A 22,180-nucleotide genomic window follows, 5' to 3' on the forward strand; every position below is an offset into this window, starting at 1 on the left:
GGCGAGCAGCTTACGTCGGCTATCCACGCCATGTATACGTCGGGTGAATAGGCGTCACTCGCCTGATGTCACTCGTCTTCCGGGGGCGGCGGCGCGTCGGTCTTGGGCGGGCGCCCCCGGCGCCGCATCGCCCCGGCGTCCTTGGGCAGCCGCCCCGCCTCCGCCAGCGCGCGGCGCAGCAGGAACTCGATCTGCGCGTTGGCGCTGCGCAGTTCGTCACCGGCCCAGCGCACCAGCGCGTCGTGCACCGACGGGTCGAGCCGCAGCAGCATCTGCTTGCGCTGCTGCGGCCGCCGTCCCGGCGTCCCGGGCTCCTCGCTCTTCGGACTCACTGGTAGAGCGAGCCCGTGTTCAGGACGGGCTGCGCGGCGCGGTCACCGCACAGCACCACCATGAGGTTGGAGACCATGGCCGCCTTGCGCTCCTCGTCCAGCTCGACGATGCCCTGCTCGCTGATCCGGTCCAGGGCCGACTCGACCATGCCGACCGCGCCCTCGACGATCTGCTGGCGGGCCGCGACGACCGCGCCGGCCTGCTGCCGCTGGAGCATCGCGGAGGCGATCTCGGGGGCGTACGCGAGGTGGCTGAAGCGCGCCTCGATGATCCGGACGCCGGCCGCCTCGACCCGCGCGGTCAGCTCGGCGGCGAGCTTCTCGGTGATCTCCTCGGCGTTGCCGCGCAGCGAGAGCGCGTCCTCGTCGTGCGCGTCGTAGGGGTACTCGATCGCGATGTGCCGGACGGCCGCCTCGGTCTGGGTGGCGACGAACTCCAGGAAGTCGTCCACCTCGAAGAGCGCCTGCGCGGTGTCCTCGACCTTCCAGACGACGATCGAGGCCAGCTCGATGGGGTTGCCGTAGGCGTCGTTGACCTTCAGGACCGCGGTCTCGTGGTTGCGGACCCGGGTGGAGATCTTGGTGGCGCTGGTGAGCGGGTTGATCCAGCGCAGGCCGTCGGTACGGATCGTGCCGACGTACCGGCCGAAGAGCTGGATGACCCGGGCCTCACCGGGCGCGACCATCTTCACGCCGCCCATGCAGAAGAGGGAGACGAGCAGCAGCAGGATGCCGACGCCGATCATCGTGCCGCCCAGCGCCTTGTTGCCGTTCGAGGCGGAGGCGGCGCCGAGGATCGCCAGCGCGATGCCGGCGAAGACGCCGATGACGGTCAGCAGCAGGCCGAGGCCGCCCGGGATGCTGTGCGCCGTCACCTCTCTGACCTGCGGCGCGGGCAGGGCCGGGGTGTCGGGCTCGGTGCTGGTGGTCGGAGTGGGCGCGTGGTCGGACATGGGGTTCCCCCGTTCCGTACGGCGGTCGGGCCGTACTTGCGTGCTTTCGCTGGTCTAGCAAAGTGATAGCTATTTAAGCCGAGCGGGCGAGGCGGCGCAAGGGCGGACGCGGAAACTCCCGAACGGTTGCACAGGAACGGGGTGCTCATTGTCACGTCCAAAAAAGGCTTGATCGATGCCTATGTGATGACACCGGGGGGTTAGCTTCGGAGGCTGGGTTATTTGGGGGCGGAACGACTGGAGTGACACGAGCGATGGGGCGAGCCGAGACGAGACGGGCGCGGAAGCGGGGCAGCCGCCGGGCGAAACGCAAAAGAGGCGGCGGCATAGGACGCCTCTTCACCTTCAAGAAGCTGCTCGGCGCGTTCTTCACCGTCTGCCTGCTGGGCATCCTCGGCTTCATCGGCCTGTACCTCGTCGTCGACGTGCCGGCCAACGCCAACGGCCAGGCCACCGCGCAGGCCAACGTCTACAAGTACGCCAACGGCTCCGTGCTGGCCCGCACCGGCTTCAACCGCGAGTCCGTGCCGATCAGCGACATCCCCAAGGACGTCCAGCACACCTTCGTCGCCGCCGAGAACAAGACGTTCTACCAGGACTCCGGCGTCGACCTGAAGGGCACCACGCGCGGCATCCTCAACACCCTGCGCGGCCGGGGCAAGCAGGGTGGCTCGACCATCACCCAGCAGTTCGTGAAGAACTACTACCTGACCCAGGACCAGACGGTCAGCCGCAAGCTCAAGGAGATCGTGATCTCCCTGAAGGTCGACCAGAAGCTCGGCAAGAACGAGATCCTGGCCGGCTACATCAACACCAGTTACTACGGCCGCGGCGCGTACGGCATCGAGGCCGCGGCGCAGGCGTACTACGGCGTGCACACCCGGGACCTGACGGTCCAGCAGGGCGCCTACCTCGCCTCGCTGCTCCAGGCGCCGAGCCAGTACGACTGGGCCGTCGCCACCGACGCCGGCCGGAAGCGGGTCCAGGAGCGCTGGAACTACACCCTCGACAACATGGTCGAGATGAAGTGGCTCGACCCGGGGAAGCGGCAGGGCCTGAAGTTCCCGGTGCCGGACAAGCCCAAGCCCAGCTCCGGCCTGAAGGGCCAGAAGGGTTACCTGGTCAAGCTCGCCGACGACGAGCTGAAGAAGCAGGGCGTCACCGAGGACGACCTCGCGCGCGGCGGCTGGACGATCAGCCTCGGCGTCGAGAAGAAGCGGCAGAGCGCGCTGGAGTCGGCCGTCAAGGAGAAGCTGACCAGCAAGCTCGACCCCAAGACCCGTGACGTGGACGCCGACGCCCAGGCCGGCGCGGTCTCCGTCGACCCCAAGACGGGCCACATCGTGGCGCTGTACGGGGGCAAGGGCTATCTGGAGCACTTCGTCAACAACGCCACCCGCGACGACTATCAGCCCGCCTCCACCTTCAAGCCGCTGATCCTCGCCACTGCCCTGGAGAAGAACTCCACCACCCAGGACGGCACGCCGATCACCCCGGACACCGTCTATGACGGCACCAGCCGCCGCCCCGTCAAGGGCAGCGCCATCGGCTTCGCGCCGCCCAACGAGGACGAGAAGGACTACGGCCCGATCAGCGTCCAGACGGCCATGAACAACTCCGTCAACTCCGTCTTCGCGCAGATGGGCGTGGACGTGGGGCTGGAGAAGGTACGGCAGACCGCCGGGCAGCTCGGCATGGACGCGGAGAAGATGTCGGCCCGCCCGGCCATGACGCTCGGCTCGATGGGCGCCAGCCCGCTCCAGATGGCCGGCGTCTACGCCACCCTCGACAACCACGGCAAAAAGGTCACTCCTCAGTTGGTGACCTCCGCGCAGCGCGGCGAGGAGGCGCCGGTCGACCTGCCGGAGCCGATCGGCGGGCAGGTCCTGACCCGCACGACCGCGGACACCGTGACCTCCGTACTGACCGGTGTGGTCCAGGACGGCACGGGCACCGCCGTCCGCAACACCGACTACGACATCGCTGGCAAGACCGGTACCTCCGACGACAACAAGTCCGCCTGGTTCGTGGGCTACACGCCCCGGCTGGTCACCGCGGTCGGCCTGTTCGGCGAGGACGCGGACGCCCCGCACGGCCATGTCACCCTGCGCGGCGCGGGCGGCGGCGGCCGGGTCAACGGCGGTGGCTACCCCGCGGAGATCTGGGCCGCCTACACCCAGAACGCCCTGGGCGGCGAGCTGTCGGCCCGCTTCGACCTGGACACCGACCTCGGTGCCGGGGTCGCTCCGACGCCCACCCCGACGCCGACCGAGACCGAGGAGTCGGAGTCCCCGTCGCCGAGCCCGTCGGAGAGCTCCTCCGAGTCCGCCTCGCCCTCGCCGTCCCCGTCGCCCAGCGAATCGGAGACCAGCGATCCGCCCGAGGAGTCGGCCTCCCCGTCGCCGAGCGAGTCCTCGGACCTCCCGCTGCCGGACGGCGGGGACGAGGAGGAGCAGGACACCGGGCACGGCAAGCGCCCGATGTTCGGGGAGTGAACGACGGCGGGCCCGGGGCGCGAAACGCCCCGGGCCCGCCGTTCATGTCCGTACCGCTTACTCCCGGCCCGGCAGCCGCCGTGCGACCGGCGGCATCGACAGCTCGAACCACACGACCTTGCCGGTGCTCAGCCGGGTCGCGCCCCACCGCCGCGCGAGACGGTTGACCAGGTACAGGCCCCGGCCGCCCTCGTCGGAGGGGCGCGCCTGCCGCAGTCGCGGGAGCTGCGGCACGTCGTCGCCGACCTCGCAGCGCAGTACGTCCGTCCGCAGCAGCCGCAGCGTGATCGGCCGCTCCGCGTACCGCACGGCGTTGGTGACGACCTCGCTGACCAGCAGCTCGACCTGGTCCGTCAGCTCTTCCAGGTCCCAGCGCTGCAGCGCCCTGCGGGCGAGACGGCGGGCCTGCCCGGCGGTCTGCGCCTTCGGGTCGAGGTACCAGTACGCCACGTCGCTCGGCGCGATCCCGTCGAAGCGGGCCGCGAGCAGCGCGATGTCGTCGTCCCGGTCGCCCGGGCCGAGCATGTCCAGCACCTCGTCGCAGAGCGGCTCCAGCGGCGGCGGATTCGGCCCGGTCAGCCGGGCCGTCTCCGTCAGCCGCTCGCGGAGCTGCTCTATGCCGGTCCACACGTCCCGTATCCGGGACTCCACCAGGCCGTCGGCGTAGAGGACCAGCGTCGCGCCGGCGGGCGCGTCCAGCTCGACCGCCTCGAAGTCCACGCCGCCGACGCCGATCGGGGCGCCGGGCGGCACGCGCAGGACCTCGGCGCGGCCGCCGCGGTGCAGCATGACCGGCGGCGGATGACCGGCGTTGGCGACGATGATGCGGTGCGCGACCGGGTCGTAGACCGCGTACAGGCAGGTCGCCATCCGGTCCGAGCCGAGCCGCTGGGCCTGCTCATCGAGGTGGTGCAGGACCTCCTGCGGCGGCAGGTCGAGCCCGGCCAGGGTCTGCGCGGTCGTGCGCAGTTGGCCCATGATCGCCGCCGAGGTCATCGAATGCCCCATCACATCGCCGACGACCAGGGCGACTCGGGACCCCGGCAGCGGGATCGCGTCGTACCAGTCGCCGCCGACCCGCGCGGTCTCGGCGGCCGGGAGGTACCGGCTGGCCAGCCGCACGCCCGTGGGCTGCGGGAGGGAGTCGGGCAGCATCGTGCGCTGCAGCGCGTCGGCGATGTACGCCTCGCGCCCGTACAGCACCGCCTTGTCCACCCCCAGCGCCGTGTGGGTCGCGAGCTGCGCCGCCACCAGCAGGTCGTCCGGCTCGAACGCCGGGCGGTCCGGGCGGCGCAGGAAGACCGCGGCGCCGATCACCCGGCGGCGGCCGCGCAGCGGCGCCAGGATGACGCGCTGGCCCTGCGGCATCCGCGTGCCGGTGCCGAGCAGTTCGGGCAGGGCCGCCTGGGCGGCCTGCGCCTCGCCGAAGAGCGGGCGCACCCCGCGCAGCACCTCGGCCAGCGGCCCGCCGGGCACGACCTCGGCGAGCTCCGCCGCCGTCCCGCCCATCGCCGGCCCCAGGTCGGGCTGGGCGGGCAGGGTGGGCAGCCGGCCGCCGTTGGTGTCGGCCTCCTCGGGGATCCGGTCGGTGCGCCGCAGCCGCAGCACGACGGGGCCGGCCGGCCGCTCGTCGCCCACCGGCAGCGGGTCACGCAGGTACACCAGGATCGCGTCGGAGAACGTCGGGACCGTCGCCCGGCACAGGCCCAGCACGATCTCGTCCAGGTCGATGCCGCGCGCGATCCGCCGTGTGGCCGCGCCGACGAAGCGCAGCCGGTCGCCGCCGGGCTGCCGGACCGGCATCGGCTCACCCCCCTCGGCCGGATGTGCCGACCGGGCCGGCGGCGCCTCCGGGCGCGCCGGCTCCGCGGCCTGACGCCGGCTGCTGCCGCCGCCCTGGCCGCGGCCGCGGCGCGGTCCCGGAGGCGGTACCGCGGGCTCCTGGGGCCGCTGCCGGGCGCGGCCTTCGCCGTCGCGCGGCCGTCCGATGCCGGCCGTGCCGCCGCCGTCGTGCGGGCCCGGCCCGTCGTCCGGCTCCTCGGCGCGGGACCGGGCCCGGCCGGCCGCGCCGTGCGCCGCGCCGTCGTCCGAGACGCCCGTGGGGCCGGTGGCGTCGCCGCCCGGGCCGCCGGCCTGGGTGTGGCCGCCGGCGCCCTGCGCGGCATTGCGGTCGGCGGCGTCGGCGGTCCGCCGGTCCCGGGGCCGCCGGCGCTTCTTCCCGCTGCGCCCCGGGGGCGCGGGCAGCTCACCGGGACCACCGGCGGTACGCCCCGGCGGTCCCGCGGCCACGGAGCCGGGCAGGCCGGAACCGGGCAGGCCGGAGCCGGGAAGATCGGCGGGGGTGGGGCCGGCGGGCCGCCGCAGGGCGTCGCGCGGATCGGCGGCGCCGTGCGCCGTCGTCTCCGGCAGCCCCCGCGGCGGCATGGCCGGGGGCGCGGCCGGCAAGGGTGCCGGTCGCGGCTGGTGGGAGGTGGGGTGCTCCGTCACGCGTGGGATTCCATCCGTCCGGGGCTGCGCGCCTGGCGCGCTGCGTCTCAAGCGCGTCGCAGGTGCAGGAAGAGCTGGATTTCGGGTGGCACGTCCGTACTGGCCGGGGCATACGCATACGAGTCCTCCCCGGTGACTTCGAAACCCGCGTCGCGCACGACATGGCGCAAGTCGTCCCGCAGGTAACCCGATACCCGGATCGTGTGACCCAGGAACGGAATCGGGTAGTCGTCCACGTCGGACTCGACCATCGACAGGGCGAGCAGCCCTTCCGGTCGCAGCAAGCAGTGCAGCATCCGCAGCGCGTACGGGATTTCCGCGCGCGGCAGCATCAGCAGGGAGAAGAAGGCGGCGGCACCGTCGAAGGAACCGGGACCGCCGAGCCGGCCGTCCCGCAGGTCCGCGAGGTCGAGGTGGTGGAACTCGGCGGACGGAACGTTCTCCCGCGCCGTCTTGACCATGGTGGCGGAGAGGTCGACGCCCACGACGCGGTGGCCGGCGCCGGACAGTTGAGCGGCGGTGGGCAGGCCCGTACCGCAGCCGACGTCCAGTACGCGGGAGCCGTCCGGCAGCGCGGCCGCGAGCCAGGCACCGGCGGCGCGCTGTCCCTCCTTGTGGGGGAACGCGCTGTCGTAGGTCCCGGCGATCGCGTTGAACGCCTCGGCCTGCCCGGCCCGGTCCAGTGCTAACCGGTTCAGGCCCTCGTACCCGTCGTAGCTGTCGCTCACGACCCCGCCCCTCCTGCGACCGCGGTCAAGTTCGGTTTCCAGTTCTGGAGTTGCGTCTGTGCCTTCTCGGCCTTCTTGCGCCCTCTTGCGGAGGACGATCCTACGTTTGAACCAGTGGTGTGCAGCAAGGGGGCTCGCCCCTGAGCATGGTGTCAAAGGGAACGCATGTTCCCCGAAGTCGCTGCATTTCGGGCGGTTCTGTCGCCTCCGGGGCAGGACTCGCCACTCTTACGAGTGCGGATTTCGCACAAGCGGCCGCTTTTTGGCGGCCGGTCATGCGGCGGTGTCATGAAGGGGACGGCTCCCGCGCCCGGTCCCAGTCGTCCGGCAGCACCGGCAGGCTCCACTGCGGATCGGGCCGCCAGTGCTCCCAGCCGTCCGTGAACGGCGCGTCCCACGCGGTGATCCGCTCGACCGCGGCCCGGCCCGCGGCGCGTACCTCCTCGGCCTGCGCGGCCGGCATCAGCCCGTCGGCCTGCGCCTGCGCGAACTCGTCCTCGTCCCGCCACTCCCAGTGCCGGTCCGGGTAGACCGCGATGTCCAGGAAGTGGTCCTCGGAGTCCACGCCGCCGGACCAGCGGCGGCGCGGCTCCTCCAGATTCACGTACCAGTTCTTGAACCGCCAGCCGCGCTCCCAGAACAGCCACACCGACCACGGCTCCCCGGGTCGGGCGAGCTTGAGCACGCCGGTGCCGAACCAGCGGTCCCGCACCACGCGCCGCGGCTTGGTGTACCGGCTGGCCAGCGGCTCGCGGTGGACGAGCGTGCCGTCCGCCAGCACCGGCTTCACGCAGTTGGTGCCCGGTGCCAGCCAGACGGCGAGCAGCTCGTCGGTGTCCTGGACGACGGTGACGGGCCGGCAGATGTGGAAGCGGTCGGTGGCATTGCCGCGATAGCGCCACAGGATGTGTTCGCCCGGCGCCCAGCGCGCGGTACCGGACGTATGGCCGTCCCTGGTCTCCACCGTATCCGCTGTCATGCGCAGATCTTAGGGGCGGAATCGCCGCACCGCCGTGACGTGGGCCGCAGCGACCGTCACGGATGCGTCATGCGCAGCACGTCCAGTGCCTCGTCCAGTTGGGCCTCGGTGAGCGCGCCGCGTTCGACGTATCCGGACTCGATCACCACCTCGCGGATGGTCTTCCGCTCGGCCAGCGACTTCTTGGCCACCTTCGCGGCTTCCTCGTAGCCGATGTACTTGTTGAGCGGCGTGACGACGGAAGGGGAGGACTCGGCGTATTCCCGGGCCCGTTCGGCGTTGGCGGTGATCCCGTCGACCGTACGGTCCGCCAGCAGCCGCGCGACATTGGCCAGAAGTCGTACCGACTCCAGGACGTTTTTGGCGATCACCGGCAGCATCACGTTCAGTTCGAAATTGCCCGCCGCGCCCGCCGCCGCGACCGTCGCGTCGTTCCCCGTCACCTGTGCGGCCACCATCAGCACCGCCTCGGGAATGACCGGATTGACCTTCCCCGGCATGATCGACGAGCCGGGCTGGAGGTCCGGCAACGTGATCTCCGCGAGGCCGGTACGCGGCCCGGACGCCATCCAGCGCAGGTCGTTGGCGATCTTCGTGAGGCCGGTCGCGATGGTGCGGAGCTGGCCGCTGGTCTCCACGATGCCGTCCCGCGCGCCCTGCGCCTCGAAGTGGTTGCGGGCCTCGGTCAGCGGCAGCCCGGTGGTCCGCGCCACCTCCGCGATCACGGCGGCGGCGAAGCCGGGCGGGGTGTTGATGCCGGTCCCCACCGCCGTGCCGCCCAGCGGGAGTTCGGCGAGCCGGGGCAGCGAGGCGGTCAGCCGCTCCACGCCGTACCGGACCTGTGCCGCGTAGCCGCCGAACTCCTGGCCCAGCGTCACGGGCGTGGCGTCCATCAGGTGCGTCCGCCCCGACTTCACGACCTCCTTGAACTCCTCGGCCTTGCGCTCCAGCGCGGCAGCGAGGTGCTCCAGGGCCGGCATCAGGTCGGCGGTGACGGCGGCGGTGGCCGCGATGTGGATCGAGGAGGGGAAGACGTCGTTGGAGGACTGGCTGGCGTTGACGTGGTCGTTGGGGTGCACGTCCCGGCCCAGCCGCTCGGTCGCGAGGGTGGCCAGCACCTCGTTGGTGTTCATGTTGGAGGACGTGCCGGAGCCGGTCTGGAAGACGTCGACGGGGAAGTGGTCGTCCCAGCGGCCCTCGGCGACCTCCGCCGCGGCCTCCTGGATCGCCCGCGCGACGTCCGCGTCCACCACCCCCAGCTCGGCGTTGACCTTCGCCGCCGCGGCCTTGATCCGGGCCAGCGCCTCGATGTGCGCCCGCTCCAGCCGCTGTCCCGAGACGGGGAAGTTCTCCACCGCGCGCTGGGTCTGCGCCCGCCACTTCGCGCCGGCGGGGACCCGTACCTCGCCCATGGAGTCGTGTTCGATCCGGAAATCGCCCGACGCGCTCAAGGATGTGCCGTTGTCGCTCATGCCTATGTCAGTACCCGGGGACGGACATCTGTTCCCGGGTACTGATCCAATTCGGCGAATGCGGCGCGCTTCACCGTCCGGCGGCGCCGCTCCGGCGCTTCACCACTCGCGGCGGGCGCGGCGGGCCTCGTCGCGCGAGTCGTCCAGCGCCGCCCACCGCAGCGGGTGCGTCGGATGCCCCACGATCTCGTCGATCTCCGTGTGCGCCTTGTCCATCAGCTGTCCGGCGATGTCCATGAGCGCCCGGGCGCCCGCGATCTCCTCACCGACCCGGAGCTGTTCCGGGTCGGTGGGGTGGCGGTCGGCGCGGCCGTGGCCGCGGCATTCGGTGCCGTCGCCGAGCCGCAGCAGGGCGGCGGCCCTGGTCCGGTTGCCGTCCTCCGTGAATTCCATTTCGACGTGCCAGCCGACCAGCGTGTGTGTCTGCATGGTGGCTCACCTCCAGCGGTCCCTCTTCTCAGAGTGCGCCGCCGGAGCGCTGATCACCACATCTGGAGCCCCGGAGAATCGGCCAGGGAGTTACGCGCCCTGTCGCACCGGGATGCTCGTGAAGGTCGGCGCCGGAGCCGGGTCCTGGAAGAAGTCGTTGCCCTTGTCGTCCACCACGATGAACGCCGGGAAGTCCTCGACCTCGATCTTCCAGACCGCCTCCATGCCGAGCTCCTCGTACTCCAGGACCTCGACCTTCTTGATGCAGTCCTGGGCGAGACGGGCCGCCGGGCCGCCGATGGAGCCGAGGTAGAAGCCGCCGTGCGCGTGGCAGGCGTCGGTGACCTGCTGCGAGCGGTTGCCCTTGGCCAGCATGATCTTCGAGCCGCCGGCCGCCTGGAACTGCTCGACGTACGCGTCCATCCGGCCCGCCGTCGTCGGGCCGAACGAGCCGGAGGCGTAGCCCTCGGGCGTCTTGGCCGGGCCCGCGTAGTACACCGGGTGGTTCTTCAGGTACTCCGGCATCTCCTCACCGGCGTCGAGGCGCTCCTTGATCTTCGCGTGCGCGATGTCACGGGCGACGACGAGGGTGCCGGTCAGCGAGAGGCGGGTCTTGACCGGGTGCTTGGTCAGCTCGGCCAGCATCTCGTCCATCGGGCGGTTCAGGTCGATCTTGACCGCGTCGAGGTCCGGGCCCGCGCCCTCGGTCAGCTCGTCCTCGGTGGTCTCCGGCAGGAAGCGCGCCGGGTCGGTCTCCAGCTGCTCCAGGAAGACGCCCTCGGCGGTGATCTTCGCGACGGCCTGGCGGTCGGCGGAGCAGGACACCGCGATGGCGACCGGGCAGGACGCGCCGTGCCGCGGCAGGCGCACCACGCGCACGTCGTGGCAGAAGTACTTGCCGCCGAACTGCGCGCCGATCCCGATCTTCTGCGTCAGCTCGAAGACCTTCTCCTCCAGCTCCTTGTCGCGGAAGCCGTGGCCGGTCGGGGAGCCCTCGGCGGGCAGCTCGTCGAGGTAGTGCGCGGAGGCGTACTTCGCGGTCTTCAGCGCGTACTCGGCGCTCGTGCCGCCGACGACGATCGCCAGGTGGTACGGCGGGCAGGCGGCCGTGCCGAGCGAGCGGATCTTCTGCTCCAGGAACTTCATCATGGAGCCCTCGTTGAGGACCGCCTTGGTCTCCTGGAAGAGGAAGGACTTGTTGGCCGAGCCGCCGCCCTTGGCCATGAAGAGGAACTTGTACGCGTCACCGTCGTTCGCGTACAGCTCGATCTGCGCCGGCAGGTTCGAGCCGGTGTTCTTCTCGTCCCACATGGTCAGCGGGGCCATCTGCGAGTACCGCAGGTTCAGCTTCGTGTACGCGTCGTAGATGCCGCGGCTCAGGGCTTCCTCGTCGCGGCCCTGGGTCAGCACGTTCTGGCCGCGCTTGCCCATGACGATCGCGGTGCCGGTGTCCTGGCACATCGGGAGCACGCCGGCCGCCGCGATGTTCGCGTTCTTCAGCAGGTCCAGGGCGACGAACTTGTCGTTGCCGGACGCCTCGGGGTCGTCGATGATCTTCCGGAGCTGGCCGAGGTGCTCGGGCCGCAGGTAGTGCTGGATGTCGTGGATCGCCGCTTCCGCCAGCTTGCGCAGCGCCTCCGGCTCGACCTTGAGGAACGTCCGGCCGTCCGCCTCGAAGGTGCTGACACCCTCCTTCGTGATGAGGCGGTAGGGGGTCTTGTCCTCGCCCGTGGGCAGAAGGTCGGTATAGGCGAATTCCGGCATTGCGGCCAATCCTCACTCGACGGTGACTTCGCTGTCATCAACGGCAGCCTCAACAGCCTAGAACGCCGCGTGCGGCCCGCCGCTGTGAGGTAAGGCTCAGTAGCCGTTCTCACAACTCCCTTAGAAGTCGTGTGCAGGGTCCCGTCGCATGACACGTTTCCTGAAAGCCGCGACCGGTACCCGCAAGCGGCGGGCCGCGCTCGCCGCGCTGGCCGGGACCGCGCTGACCGCGAGCACCTTCACCGCACTGCAGGCGTACGCCGGGCCCACGGACTCCGGTGACGGCGGGGGCACGGTCGCGCTGCGCATCAAGGGCGGCGAGGCGCACATCGACCCCCGCACGCTGCGGATCACCGCCCGTACGGCGAGCGGTACGGAGTCCGTGCTCTCCGCGGCGGCAGCGGAGTCGCTGGGCACCCCGACCCCGGTCTCCCGCCACGGCGCCACCTCGGCGAGCTGGTCCTACCCCGACCGCGGGCTCACCGTCTCGGCGGCCGCCCGCGACGGGCGGCTCGTCGTCGGCCTGCACGCGACGAAGGACGGCAGCCTGGGCTGGCCGTCGGCGGGCGAGGCCGCCACCGGGGACGCGAAGGGCGCCGCGATCGAGCTGCCGCGCGGCGAGGGCCTGCGCATCCCCGTCGCCGACCCGTTCTGGAACTCCGCGCAGGGCGGGCTCACCGGCGAGGAGGGCATCGACCTCAAGGACCTGACGATGCCCTTCTGGGGCACCACGGCGGGCGGCCACGGAGTGAGCACCCTCGTACCCACCGACCTCGGCACCCATCTGCGGTTCCGCTCCACCGGCGGGCGGCTGCACACCGCCGCGAGCCATGACTTCAGCCGCGCGGACGGTACGGACGACTACACGGTGGCCTTCTCGCTGACCGACGGCTCGCCGGTCGCGGCGGCCCAGGACTACCGCCGGTACCTCGCCGCCAAGGGGCAGCTCGGCAGCCTGAAGCAGAAGATCCGCAAGAACCCCGAGGCCGCCAAGTTGATCGGTGCCCCGCACGCCTACGTGTGGGGCGACGGCCGCAGCGCGAAGACCGTCGAGCGGCTGAAGAAGCTCGGCATCTCCCGCATGTGGCTCGGTTACGACGCCGACGGCGACCCCATGTCGAAGGAGGCCGTCGCCGCAGCCAAGAAGGCGGGCTACCTCGTCGGCCCGTACGACAGCTGGGACAACGCGCAGGACCCGAAGAACGCCGACACCGGCGTGGCGAAGTGGCCGGACCGGCTGTGGCCCGACGGCTGTGTGCACGACGCGGACGGCAAGCCGGAGGGCGGCTTCGGCGGCCGCGGCTGCTACCTCAGCTCGCAGGCGCTCGCCGACGCCGAGCCCCAGCACCACTACCTCGCCGACCGCGCCAAGAACATGACCGCCAACGGCGTGAACAGCTACTTCCTCGACGTCGACGCCACCGGCGAGCTCTTCCGGGACCACACGCCGGGCCACCCGATGACGCAGGCCGGGGACCGCAAGAACCGCCTGCAGCGGATGCGCGGGGTGTCCGGGGGCGCCCTCGTCGGCGGTCGCCCGTACGTCCTCGGCTCGGAGTCGGCCGGCTCCTGGGCGAACCAGGTGATCGACTTCAGCCACGGCTCCAGCACGCCGGTCCACGACGGCCTGTGGAAGGCCGAGCGCGACAAGAAGACGTGGGGCGGCTACTGGCCCAAGGGGCGGCCCGGCATGTTCTTCAAGCCCGCGACGCTGGACACGTCCGTCGCCCGTGCCATGTTCGGCCCCGCGTACCGGGTGCCGCTGTACGAGACGGTGCTGCACGACTCGGTGGTCAGCACCGACCGCTGGGAGCTCTCCCTCTACAAGCTGCCGGAGCAGAAGAAGGACCGCGCGCTGCTCGCCATGCTCTACAACACCCCGGTCAACCTGGCACTCGACGGCAAGGTGCTGGACGAGCACGGCAAGGAGATCGCCGCCATGCAGCGCTTCTTCGCCGGTGTCCAGAAGGCCGCGGGGACGGAGGCCATGACGGACTTCCGCGTGCTCACCGCCGATCACCAGGTCCAGCGGACCACGTTCGGTGGCCGCGGCGGCCTGAAGATCACCGCCAACTTCGGCAGCACGGCGTACCGCGGTCTGCCGGGCGGCTGCGTCCGGGCGACCGGCCGCGGGCTGGACGGACCGCAGCGGTTCTGCCCGGAGGGCTGAGATCGGCAACCCCTGAGATCCGGGGCCGCGCGCCCTGTTCGCGATCTATCGCGTTTCGCTACGCTACGGATGTGGACGCATCTGACAACGGGGGACAGCGCCCCGCACCCGTGGACCTCACCAAGCCCGCGCAGGCCCCGCCCGCCGAGGCCGCGATCCGGGCGTCCGACGCCGACCGGGACCGCATCGCCGCGATCCTGCGCGAGGCGCTGGCCGAGGGCCGGCTGGACGCCGAGGAGCACGCCGAGCGCATCGACGGCGTCTACCGCGCCAAGGCCATGGGCGAACTGGAGCCGCTGATCGGCGACCTGCCCGCGGCGCGGGAGGGCGCCGGCGCGCACAGGACGGCGGCCGCGTACGCCCCGGAGCCGCCCGCCGACTCGTCGGCCACCAGTCTGGTCGGCGTCTTCAGTTCGGCGGTCCGCAAGGGCCGCTGGCGGGCGTCGGCGAGGCTGACCGCGGTGGCGGTCTTCGGCGCGGTGGAGATCGACCTGACCGAGGCGCTCTTCACGCGTCAGCACCTGCACATCAACGCCGTCTCCGTCCTCGGCAGCGTCGAGATCCGGGTGCCGGAGAACGTGACGCTGCGCGGCGGGGGCTCCGGCGTGCTCGGCGCCTTCGAGGCGGAGTCGTACGAGTCGGACGACCCGGCCGCTCCCGTGATCACGGTGCACGGTTTCGCCGTGCTCGGCAGCGTCGAGGCCAAGCCCAAGCGCGGCAAGTGGGTACGCGATCTGCACGGCCGTATGCAGGACCGGATGCACGGCCGGACGCGGGACCGCAGGGAACGGCGGCACGGGCACATGTAAGGCGGCAGCACGGGCACATGTAATACACACCTGTAAGGGGCGCCACATCCGACGCTGCTTTCAACGTATACGCCACGGTGTGCATAGAGCCGCGTACAGCGGGTAGGGCTGGTGCATCGTCTCTCGTACGGCTGCGGGGTGTGCGAAACGTCGTGCGCAGCGAGACGGGCAAGTGGTGACTGAAATCGCCGAGCCGTCGTCAGGAGTAGACCGTGCTGCTACCGCATCAGCCCCTGCAGGACGCCGCCGTCGTGCCCGCCCAGCGAGTGCCCGCCAGGGACGAGGCGGGACCCTGGCACTCCGAGGCGGTGTGCCGACGGGACGAGGCGGGACTCTTTTTCGCGCCGTCGAAGGAGCCGACGGCCGCCCGGCTGGCCAGGGAGGAAGCCGCGAAGCGGGTCTGTGCCCGCTGCCCAGTGATGATCGAGTGCCGCGAGCACGCCCTGCTCCAGCCCGAGCCGTACGGCGTCTGGGGCGGCCTGACCGCCGCCGAGCGCCGGGTCGTCCTGGCCCGCCGCCGGCGCCGGGACGCCGAGCTCCAGCGCTCGGCCCGGATGCCGGCCGCGGGCTGACGTCCGTACGACGCACAGCGACGGCCCGGTGCCCCACCGCGAGAGCGGCGGGGCACCGGGCCGTCGGGCGTCCGGAGCGGTGTCTCAGCTCGGCCGCTCGAAGTCGATCGAGCTGTAGGCGCGCAGCTTGGAGAGCCGGTGCTCGGAGTCGATCTGCCGGATCGTGCCGGACTTGGAGCGCATCACCAGCGACTGGGTGGTGGCGGTCTCCGCGCGGTAGCGGACGCCGCGCAGCAGCTCGCCGTCGGTGATGCCGGTGGCGACGAAGAACACGTTCTCGCCGCTGACCAGGTCATCGGTGTGCAGCACCCGGTCCAGGTCGTGGCCCGCGTCGATCGCCCGCTGCCGCTCCTCGGCGTCCTTGGGCCACAGCTTGGCCTGGATCGTGCCGCCCAGGCACTTGATCGCGCAGGCCGTGATGATGCCCTCGGGCGTACCGCCGATGCCCAGCAGCAGGTCCACGCCGGTGCCTTCGCGTACGGCCATGATCGCGCCGGCCACGTCGCCGTCGGCGATGAACCGGATGCGCGCGCCGGCCTCGCGGATCTCCTTGACGATGCCCTCGTGCCGGGGGCGGTCCAGGACGACGACGGTGACGTCCTCGGGGCTGGAGCGCTTGGCCTTGGCGATCCGGCGGATGTTCACGCCGACCGGCGCGTTGATGTCCACGTAGTCGGCCGCGTCCGGCCCCGTGACCAGCTTGTCCATGTAGAAAACCGCGGACGGGTCGAACATGGAGCCGCGCTCGGCGACGGCCATGACGGAGACGGCGTTGGCCATGCCCTTGGCCGTCAGCGTCGTACCGTCCACGGGATCCACGGCCACGTCGCACTCGGGGCCGGTCCCGTCGCCCACGCGCTCGCCGTTGTACAGCATCGGCGCCTGGTCCTTCTCGCCTTCGCCGATGACGACCACGCCGTTCATGGAGACGGTGTGAATCAGGGCACGCATGGCCTTGACCGCGGCGCCGTCCGCGCCGTTCTTGTCGCCACGGCCGACCCAGCGGCCCGAGGCCATGGCACCGGCCTCGGTGACCCGGACCAGTTCGAGTGCGAGGTTGCGATCGGGGGCCTCTGGGCTGACCTCGAGCTGGGACGGCAGATGATGCTCGGTCATCGGAGCGCACCTTTCTGTACGGCGACGGCCGGGTAGGTGAGGGTTCGCTCGACCTTATCGCTATGTCGAGAAAATGAGCAGAGGGGTCCACGGATGAGCACCGCAACCCGGCCGCGGTACGGCGGAGGCGGTGGCCGGGACGCGACGGGTGGGGGCCTTGTCCGGCTCGTCCCCGGCATGGGGGACCATAGAGGGCGTGGCTGGTATGCGAGGCAAGCAGACGGTGCGGGACATGGTCCTGTCGATGGCGGTGATCGGCGTGGTCGTCGCGGCGATTTACTTCTTCATCCCGCACGACGACAGCAAGGGCGCCGAGAACAGCGCGGTGAAGACGGTCGGCTACCGCGTCGAGCTCTCGACCGCCCGGCGCGCGGCACCGTATCCGGTCGCCGCGCCCGAGGGGCTGTCCAAGGACTGGCGCGCCACCTCCGTCTCGTACGAGGCGAGCGACGACGGCCGCGGCGGCGCCTGGCACCTGGGCTTCCTCAACCCGAAGGACCAGTACGCGGCGGTCGAGCAGAGCGACGCGCCGGCCCGTGAGTTCATCAAGAAGGTCACGCTGAACGCCACCCCCGCCGGCGGCCACCAGCAGGTCGACGGCGCCCGCTGGGACCAGTACAAGGGCGACACGTACAAGGCCCTCGTGCGCAAGGAGTCCGGCCACACCACGGTCGTCACCGGCACCGCCTCCTACGACGGGCTCGCGGAGCTGGCGGGCGCGCTCAAGGCGAAGAACGAGAAGTAACGGCCGTACGGCATACGGCAGAGGCCGCCGCACCCGGAGCGGGTGCGGCGGCCTCTTGTCGTACGCGAGGGGCTCAGACCGTGGTGGCGGCGTCCTCGAAGGACAGGCGCGGCGAGCGCGGGAAGAACGCGTCCTCGCCCGGCTTGCCGATGTTGATCACCATGAAGGACTTCTGCTTGCCGTCGCCGAAGAACTCCTTGTCGACGGCGGTGAAGTCGAAGCCGGTCATCGGGCCGGCGGCCAGGCCCGCGGCGCGGACGCCGAGGATGAAGTAACCGGCCTGCAGGGTGGCGTTCTGGGTGCCGGCGACCTCGCGGGCCGCGGCCTCGGCGAAGAAGGTGTCCTTGATGCCGGGGGCGTGCGGGAAGAGCTCCGGCAGCTTCTCGTGGAAGTCCAGGTCCACGGAGAGGATGACGGTCAGCGGGGCCGACAGCGTCTTCGGGCCGTTGGCGCCCATGGCGTGCTCGACGAGGCGCTTGCGGGCGTCCTCGGAGCGGACCAGGGTCAGGCGCAGCGGCGACTGGTTGAAGGCGGTCGGGGCGAACTTCACCAGGTCGTAGATGGCCTGTACCTGCTCGTCGGTGACCGGCTCGTCCGTGAACGTGTTGGCGGTCTGGGCCTCACGGAAGAGGAGGTCAGCAGCGGCGGCGTCAAGGGCGAGAGTCATGGAGGGCACCTCGGTGATTCGTGGTGGTTCCGGGCCGGGAACGGTCCGGTCGTACACCCTCAACTTTAACGCCGATAGGTTAACCTTCAACTAAAACGCGCCGGTTGTGAGCCGATTCACATAGGCGGTCGATGGGGGCGGGTCCTGCCGTACGCGGTGGAATCCGGTCGTACTCGGGCGGGCCCGGCCGCGCCCCGGTCACTCCTCCGCCTGCTCCTCCTCCGCCAGTGCCGCGTCCAGCCGGGCCCGGGCGCCGTCCAGCCAGCGCCGGCACACCTTCGCCAGCTCCTCGCCGCGCTCCCACAGCGCGAGCGACTCCTCCAGCGTCGTGCCGCCCGCCTCCAGGCCGCGGACCACCTCGATCAGCTCGTCCCGCGCCTGCTCGTACCCGAGCGTGGACGTCACGTCCGGCGCGCCCGCCGCCTCGCTACCGGCTTCGCCGTCCGTGTCCATGCCCGTGTCCGTCTTCGCCTTGGCCATGCGCCCCAGCCTAAGCGGGGGGTGTGACAGCGCCGTCCACGCGGCGGACCGTGAAATCGCCCTCGGCCACCCGGGCCCGCAGCTCCTCGTCCGCGCCGACCTCCTCCGGCGAGCGGACCGCGCTGCCGTCGGAGCGCTGCAGTACCGCGTAGCCGCGCTCCAGCGTGGCCTTGGGGGAGAGCGCCACCACCCGCGCGAGGGTGTGCGACAGCTCGGAGTCGGCCCGGTCCAGCAGATGGCCCAGCGTGCGCCGGCCGCGCTCCAGCAGTGCGGTGACCTGCTCCTCGCGGGCCTCCACCATGCGGTGCGGCTCCCGTATGCACGGGCGGTTCAGCGCGCCCGCGAGGCCGCGCTCCTCGCGGTCCAGGAAGCCGGTGACCGAGCGCAGCGCGCGCTCCCGCAGGTGCTGGATGCGGACCAGCTCCTCGCCCACGTCCGGTACGACCTTCTTCGCCGCGTCCGTCGGCGTCGAGGCGCGCAGGTCGGCGACCAGGTCCAGCAGCGGGCTGTCCGGCTCGTGCCCGATCGCCGACACGACGGGCGTACGCGCCTCGCCCACGGTCCGTACGAGCTGCTCGTCGGAGAACGGCAGCAGGTCCTCCACGCTGCCGCCGCCCCGCGCCACGATGATCACGTCCACGTCCGGCCGGGCGTCCAGCTCCCGCACCGCCTCGATCACCTGCGGGACCGCGTGCACCCCCTGCACCGCGACGTTCCGCACCTCGAAGCGGACGGCCGGCCAGCGGTGCCGGGCGTTCTCCAGCACGTCCCGCTCGGCCGCGCTGGCCCGGCCGCAGACCAGCCCGATGAGCTGCGGCAGGAACGGCAGCGGGCGCTTGCGCTCCGCCACGAACAGCCCCTCGGCGGCCAGCGCCTTCTTCAGCATCTCCAGCCGCGCCAGCAGCTCGCCGACGCCCACCGGCTTGATCTCGGCGGCCCGCAGCGAGAGCTGGCCGCGCGGCGCGTACCACTCCGGCTTCGCGTGCACCACGACCCGGGCGCCCTCGCTGATCACGTCCGCGACCTTGTCGAAGACCTGGCGGTAACAGGTCACGCTCACCGAGATGTCGTGCGACGGGTCGCGCAGCGTCATGAAGACGACTCCCGCGCCGGGCCGCCGGGAGAGCTGGGTGATCTGCCCCTCGACCCACACCGCGCCGAGCCGGTCGATCCACCCGCCGATCAGGCGAGATACCTCGCCCACCGGGATGGGGGTCTCTGCGGACGTCTGTAGAGCCATGCGCCGAGGGTATCGGCGGGCACTGACAGCGCGGCCCGTGCCGCCGGCTCAGCCCCGTGCCGCGGGCTCGTTCCCGCGCCGCTTCGCATACTGCGCAGCCAGCACAACCAACCCGACCACCAGCCACGCCCCGCCGACCACCTGGGCCGTCGGGGACGCTTCGACGATCACCGCGACCACGACCGCCAGGCCCAGCAGCGGGACGATCACATGGGCCAGCAGGCCCCGTGCCGCGGCCCGCTTGCGCAGCCAGAAGTAGCCGATCACCGACGCGTGCAGCAGCCCGAAGGCGGTCAGCGCGCCGACGTTCACGATCGAGGACAGGTGATCCAGGCCGTCGTCCCGGCGCGCCGCCCACACGGCCGCGACGAGCGTGACCACCGCCGCGCCCAGCAGCGCCCGGCGCGGTACTCCGCTCCCCGCGTCCACCTTCGCCATCGCCCCCGGCAGCCGCCGGTCCCGGGCCATCGCGAACAGCAGCCGCCCGGCCGCCGCCTGCCCGGCCAGCGCCGCGAACGCCGCGCCGATCGCCTTGCTCGCCGCGACCAGCTTCTGCAGCCACTCGCCGGCCGCCGCGTTCGCCGTCGCGTAGAAGGCGTCGCCCTGCTCGGCCGGCTTCGCCGCCAGCTCGGCCGCCGACATCGGCGCGAGCAGCGCGGCCAGGTACGTCTGCACGGCGAACAGCACGCCCGCCACCACCAGGCAGGTCAGCACCGCCCGCGCCACCCGGTGCCCGCCCCCGGACGCCTCCTCGGCGAACGCGGCGATCGCGTCGAAGCCCAGGTACGAGAGCACTGCCACCGACACCGCGGACAGCACCGCGCTCGTCGAGAACGCGCCCTCGCCCGTGAACGGCGCCGTCCAGCCGCGCTGCGCGCCGTCCGTCGCCAGCACCCACACCGCCGCCACGACGAAGACCACCAGCACCGCGATCTCCATTGCCAGCACCAGGAAGCCCACCACGGCCGCGGTCCGTACGCCCCACAGGTTCAGCAGCGTGGTGACGACGACCGCGACCGCCGTCCAGATCCACTGGTGCACCGACGGCACCAGGGAGTGCAGCGCGATGCCGGAGAAGAGGTACGCGACCGCCGGGATCAGCAGGTAGTCCAGCATCGCCATCCAGCCCGCGATGAAGCCGGCGCCCTCGCCCAGGCCGACCCGGGCATAGGTGAAGACCGAGCCGGCCTGCGGCGCGACCCGCACCATCTGCGCGTACGAGTACGCCGTGAAGGCCATCGCGATCGTCGCGACGACGTACACGATGGTGATCGCGCCGTGCGACTTGGCCTGCAGCGTCCCAAAGATGCCGACCGGCGCCATCGGGGCGATGAAGAGCAGGCCGTAGACGATGAGGTCCCGGAAGGACAGGGACCGCTTCAGCCGGGCCCCGGCGGCCAGGGTGGCACCGGCGTGGCCGTCGGGGCCTGTGGAGCCGCCGGGGTCGGGGGCATCGCCGGACGGGGGCTGCGGCTCGGCCGTTGGGGACATGGCGGACACCTCTGCAGTACGAACGGGCCGCCGGCGATCGACGGCCTCACATGATCGTCGGCCGTACCGCGGTTTCGGGCAAGCCGCCCTGCCGTACAGGCATCCGCCCCGCGACCGTACCGACATCTCCCCTGAGAACGCTGTGTTCCGACCCCTGGCCATGCCTTCCGTTCGCCGCCACCCCGACCCGTACGATGGGAACCATGACCACCCCGACTTCCCGCCGCGTCCTCCTCGCAGCCCCCCGCGGATACTGCGCCGGCGTGGACCGAGCCGTCATCGCCGTCGAGCAGGCCCTGCAGCAGTACGGCGCGCCCGTCTACGTACGCCACGAGATCGTCCACAACAAATACGTGGTCAAGACGCTGGAGAAGAAGGGTGCGATCTTCGTCGACGAGACGGAGGAAGTGCCCCCGGGCAACATCGTCATCTTCTCCGCGCACGGCGTCGCGCCGACCGTCCACGACGAGGCCAAGCGCGGCAAGCTCGCCACCATCGACGCCACCTGCCCGCTGGTCACCAAGGTCCACAAGGAAGCCGTCCGCTACGCCAAGGAGGACTACGACATCCTCCTGATCGGCCACGAGGGCCACGAAGAGGTCATCGGTACGAGCGGCGAGGCCCCCGACCACATCACCCTGGTCGACGGCCCCGAGGACGTGCAGAACGTCGAGGTCCGCGACCCGGACAAGGTCGTCTGGCTCTCCCAGACCACCCTGTCGGTCGACGAGACCATGGAGACGGTCGACGCCCTGAAGGGCCGCTACCCCAATCTCCTCTCGCCGCCCAGCGACGACATCTGCTACGCCACGCAGAACCGCCAGACGGCCGTGAAGCAGATGGGCGCCCAGGCCGACCTCGTGATCGTCGTCGGCTCCAAGAACTCCTCCAACTCCGTCCGCCTGGTCGAGGTCGCGCTTGGCGCCGGCGCCAAGGACGCGCACCTGGTCGATGGCGCCGAAGAGATCGACGAAGCCTGGCTGGAGGGCGTCGGCACGGTCGGTGTCACCTCCGGTGCCTCCGTCCCCGAGGTCCTCGTCGAGGGCGTACTGGAGTGGCTGGCGCAGCGCGGGTACGAGGACGTGGAGACGGTCACCTCCGCCACCGAGTCCATCCACTTCTCGCTGCCCAAGGAGCTCCGCCGCGACCTGCGCGCGGAGGCGAAGGCGGCGACGGACGGCGAGTCCGCCGCGGAGTGACCCGACGGCACACCGGCCGGTTCCCTTGTGGACCCGGCCGGTTCGCCTTTTG

The 22,180-nt window shown here is 71.6% G+C and carries 19 protein-coding genes; 6 read left to right on the plus strand and 13 right to left on the minus strand.

All coding sequences use genetic code 11. The features are described 5' to 3' along the window. Window positions 1-68: 68 nt before the first annotated feature. Together IG84_RS0127150 and IG84_RS0127155 are read right to left on the minus strand one after the other, a co-directional pair. The gene (locus IG84_RS0127150; RefSeq protein ID WP_425424066.1) at window positions 69-272 is read right to left on the minus strand and encodes a type II toxin-antitoxin system antitoxin; all 204 of its coding nucleotides are present in this window, start codon (window positions 270-272) and stop codon (window positions 69-71) included. Window positions 273-328: 56 nt separating this feature from the next. Next, entirely contained in the window at window positions 329-1,285 is a 957-nt protein-coding gene (locus IG84_RS0127155) for an SPFH domain-containing protein (RefSeq protein ID WP_031062492.1), read from the minus strand. Window positions 1,286-1,539: 254 nt separating this feature from the next. Here IG84_RS0127155 and IG84_RS0127160 point away from each other — a divergent pair, with 254 nt between their 5' ends. After that, complete coding sequence (locus IG84_RS0127160) at window positions 1,540-3,780, plus strand: transglycosylase domain-containing protein (RefSeq protein ID WP_051862475.1); 2,241 nt, start codon at window positions 1,540-1,542, stop codon at window positions 3,778-3,780. A 57-nt stretch (window positions 3,781-3,837) separates the two neighbouring features. Here the strand turns inward: IG84_RS0127160 and IG84_RS0127165 are convergent, their stop codons facing one another. The 6 genes from IG84_RS0127165 to IG84_RS0127190 form a co-directional block, all read right to left on the minus strand. Then, on the minus strand, window positions 3,838-6,204 hold the full coding sequence (locus tag IG84_RS0127165; RefSeq protein WP_425424067.1) for a SpoIIE family protein phosphatase: 2,367 nt from the start codon (window positions 6,202-6,204) through the stop codon (window positions 3,838-3,840). A 110-nt stretch (window positions 6,205-6,314) separates the two neighbouring features. After that, on the minus strand, window positions 6,315-6,995 hold the full coding sequence (locus IG84_RS0127170) for a class I SAM-dependent DNA methyltransferase (protein WP_031062497.1): 681 nt from the start codon (window positions 6,993-6,995) through the stop codon (window positions 6,315-6,317). A 286-nt stretch (window positions 6,996-7,281) separates the two neighbouring features. Next, entirely contained in the window at window positions 7,282-7,974 is a 693-nt protein-coding gene (gene fomD / locus IG84_RS0127175) for a cytidylyl-2-hydroxypropylphosphonate hydrolase (protein ID WP_031062499.1), read from the minus strand. Between the two features lie 56 nt (window positions 7,975-8,030). Beyond that, complete coding sequence (locus IG84_RS0127180; protein ID WP_051862478.1) at window positions 8,031-9,446, minus strand: class II fumarate hydratase; 1,416 nt, start codon at window positions 9,444-9,446, stop codon at window positions 8,031-8,033. Window positions 9,447-9,545: 99 nt separating this feature from the next. Then, window positions 9,546-9,875 (minus strand): DUF1876 domain-containing protein, encoded by a 330-nt coding sequence (locus IG84_RS0127185; RefSeq protein WP_051862480.1) that lies wholly within the window; start codon window positions 9,873-9,875, stop codon window positions 9,546-9,548. 90 nt (window positions 9,876-9,965) lie between these two features. Beyond that, the gene (locus IG84_RS0127190; RefSeq protein ID WP_107053969.1) at window positions 9,966-11,648 is read right to left on the minus strand and encodes a fumarate hydratase; all 1,683 of its coding nucleotides are present in this window, start codon (window positions 11,646-11,648) and stop codon (window positions 9,966-9,968) included. Between the two features lie 139 nt (window positions 11,649-11,787). On the opposite strand from IG84_RS0127190, the gene IG84_RS0127195 reads away from it, so the two are divergent. The 3 genes from IG84_RS0127195 to IG84_RS0127205 all read left to right on the plus strand — a co-directional run bounded on the left by IG84_RS0127195 (window position 11,788) and on the right by IG84_RS0127205 (window position 15,190). Beyond that, window positions 11,788-13,809: a glycoside hydrolase gene (locus IG84_RS0127195; protein WP_031062507.1), complete on the plus strand. Its 2,022-nt coding sequence runs from the start codon at window positions 11,788-11,790 to the stop codon at window positions 13,807-13,809. Between the two features lie 71 nt (window positions 13,810-13,880). Beyond that, complete coding sequence (locus tag IG84_RS0127200; RefSeq protein ID WP_382467357.1) at window positions 13,881-14,618, plus strand: DUF1707 SHOCT-like domain-containing protein; 738 nt, start codon at window positions 13,881-13,883, stop codon at window positions 14,616-14,618. Window positions 14,619-14,830: 212 nt separating this feature from the next. Beyond that, on the plus strand, window positions 14,831-15,190 hold the full coding sequence (locus IG84_RS0127205) for a WhiB family transcriptional regulator (RefSeq protein WP_030265320.1): 360 nt from the start codon (window positions 14,831-14,833) through the stop codon (window positions 15,188-15,190). Between the two features lie 84 nt (window positions 15,191-15,274). On the opposite strand, the gene glpX is transcribed toward IG84_RS0127205, so the two are convergent. Continuing rightward, a complete protein-coding gene (glpX, locus tag IG84_RS0127210; RefSeq protein ID WP_031062511.1) occupies window positions 15,275-16,306 on the minus strand; it encodes a class II fructose-bisphosphatase in 1,032 nt (343 codons plus the stop codon). Between the two features lie 205 nt (window positions 16,307-16,511). Between glpX and IG84_RS0127215 the strand changes: the two genes are divergently transcribed. Further along, a complete protein-coding gene (locus IG84_RS0127215) occupies window positions 16,512-17,051 on the plus strand; it encodes a DUF4245 domain-containing protein (RefSeq protein ID WP_031062513.1) in 540 nt (179 codons plus the stop codon). A gap of 73 nt (window positions 17,052-17,124) precedes the next feature. On the opposite strand, the gene IG84_RS0127220 is transcribed toward IG84_RS0127215, so the two are convergent. From IG84_RS0127220 to IG84_RS0127235, 4 genes are all read right to left on the minus strand, one after another. After that, the gene (locus IG84_RS0127220; protein WP_031062515.1) at window positions 17,125-17,718 is read right to left on the minus strand and encodes a malonic semialdehyde reductase; all 594 of its coding nucleotides are present in this window, start codon (window positions 17,716-17,718) and stop codon (window positions 17,125-17,127) included. A gap of 198 nt (window positions 17,719-17,916) precedes the next feature. Beyond that, a complete protein-coding gene (locus IG84_RS0127225; RefSeq protein ID WP_031062517.1) occupies window positions 17,917-18,198 on the minus strand; it encodes an exodeoxyribonuclease VII small subunit in 282 nt (93 codons plus the stop codon). A 10-nt stretch (window positions 18,199-18,208) separates the two neighbouring features. Next, complete coding sequence (gene xseA, locus IG84_RS0127230) at window positions 18,209-19,438, minus strand: exodeoxyribonuclease VII large subunit (protein ID WP_078649447.1); 1,230 nt, start codon at window positions 19,436-19,438, stop codon at window positions 18,209-18,211. A gap of 48 nt (window positions 19,439-19,486) precedes the next feature. Next, window positions 19,487-20,929 carry an APC family permease gene (locus tag IG84_RS0127235; protein WP_037800923.1) on the minus strand — a complete coding sequence of 481 codons (1,443 nt, stop codon included), beginning with the start codon at window positions 20,927-20,929 and terminating at the stop codon, window positions 19,487-19,489. A gap of 194 nt (window positions 20,930-21,123) precedes the next feature. Between IG84_RS0127235 and IG84_RS0127240 the strand changes: the two genes are divergently transcribed. Then, on the plus strand, window positions 21,124-22,128 hold the full coding sequence (locus tag IG84_RS0127240; protein ID WP_031062523.1) for a 4-hydroxy-3-methylbut-2-enyl diphosphate reductase: 1,005 nt from the start codon (window positions 21,124-21,126) through the stop codon (window positions 22,126-22,128). The last annotated feature ends 52 nt before the right edge of the window (window positions 22,129-22,180 follow it).

This window comes from Streptomyces ochraceiscleroticus, assembly GCF_000720485.1.
Lineage (GTDB): Bacteria > Actinomycetota > Actinomycetes > Streptomycetales > Streptomycetaceae > Streptomyces > Streptomyces ochraceiscleroticus.